This is a genomic window from Pseudomonas sp. FSL R10-1339 (assembly GCF_009600545.1).
GTDB classification, from domain to species: domain Bacteria; phylum Pseudomonadota; class Gammaproteobacteria; order Pseudomonadales; family Pseudomonadaceae; genus Aquipseudomonas; species Aquipseudomonas bubulae.
The window spans coordinates 1-1,228 of sequence record NZ_WIVQ01000218.1 but is presented as its reverse complement, the minus strand read 5'-3'; the positions used below and the strand labels follow the sequence as shown (position 1 = coordinate 1,228).

General features: G+C 64.2%; 3 protein-coding genes. All 3 read left to right on the top strand.

Features of this window, described 5'->3' with window-relative positions; all coding sequences use genetic code 11:
• On the top strand, positions 1-555 hold a 555-nt coding region (locus GHO03_RS24490; RefSeq protein WP_153400689.1), incomplete at its 5' end, for an HAD-IC family P-type ATPase.
• A gap of 20 nt (positions 556-575) precedes the next feature.
• A complete protein-coding gene (gene ccoS / locus GHO03_RS24485; protein ID WP_095002761.1) occupies positions 576-806 on the top strand; it encodes a cbb3-type cytochrome oxidase assembly protein CcoS in 231 nt (76 codons plus the stop codon).
• Positions 799-1,228 (top strand): sulfite exporter TauE/SafE family protein (locus GHO03_RS24480; protein WP_178110379.1); only part of this gene is annotated, 430 nt, incomplete at its 3' end. The genes ccoS and GHO03_RS24480, both read left to right, overlap by 8 nt.

The following is a 1,228-nucleotide window of genomic DNA, read 5'->3' as shown; positions in this document are numbered from 1 at the left end:
GCATTGCTGGCAGCGTGCAAGGCCCGCGGCTGGCACACGCTGCTGCTGTCGGGGGACAGTTCGCCGATGGTCGCCAGCGTGGCCGCCGAACTGGGGATCGATGAAGCTCAGGGCGGCTTGCGCCCGGATGACAAATTGCAGGTCTTGCAAAAACTGCACGCCCAAGGCCGCAAGGTGCTGATGCTGGGGGATGGTGTCAACGATGTACCTGTGCTCGCCGCTGCCGATATCAGCGTGGCCATGGGCTCGGCGACCGACCTGGCGAAAACCAGCGCCGATGCGGTGCTGCTGTCCAACCGCCTGGACGCGCTGGTGCAAGCGTTCAGCCTGGCGCGACGGACCCGACGGGTGATCATCGAAAACCTGTTGTGGGCCGGACTCTATAATGGCCTGATGCTGCCATTCGCCGCACTGGGCTGGATTACTCCGATCTGGGCCGCCATCGGCATGTCGATCAGCTCACTGACCGTGGTGCTCAACGCCTTGCGCCTGACGCGCATGCCCGCCCAGGCGCATACTCCAGCCATGCCACACTCTCGCCCGCTACCGGCTTGACCCGGTCCCCTGGAGCCCTTATGCCAGCGCTTTACATCATGATTCCGGCGGCCCTGCTGATTGTCGCCATCTGCATCTTTATCTTCTTCTGGGCAGTCGACAGCGGCCAGTATGATGACCTGGACAGCCCAGCCCACAGCATCCTGTTCGATGACCAGGATCCGCAGCATACCGCTGCCGTCGAAGAAGCCAAAAACCTGCACCCGGAGTCGGCCAGCGACACCGACAAAAAAGCCCCGCCCCATGCTTGAGCTGGCCCCGCTGCTGGTATCGGCCGTTATCCTGGGCCTGCTCGGGGGCGGACACTGCCTGGGCATGTGCGGCGGTCTGATGGGCGCGCTGACGCTGGCCATCCCCAAAGAGCAACGCAGCCGACGCTTCAGGCTGCTGCTGGCCTACAACCTTGGCCGAATTCTCAGCTATGCCACAGCAGGACTACTGCTGGGGCTGGCAGGCTGGGCAGTAGCCAACAGCCCGGCGGCCATGTTTATGCGCATCCTCGCCGGTTTGCTGCTGATTTGCATGGGCCTGTACCTCGCCGGCTGGTGGAGCGGCCTGACCCGCATTGAAAGCCTGGGCCGCGGCCTGTGGCGCCATATCCAGCCGGTGGCCAGCAGCACGGGCCAGGTGCCCAGCCCGAACCCCAGCATCAGTAATGCACTGTCGATTGCGC

Coding starts and splice junctions, on each gene's coding strand:
- ccoS (WP_095002761.1), top strand. CDS start 576: ATGCCAGCGCTTTACATCATGATTCCGGCGGCCCTGCTGATTGTCGCC.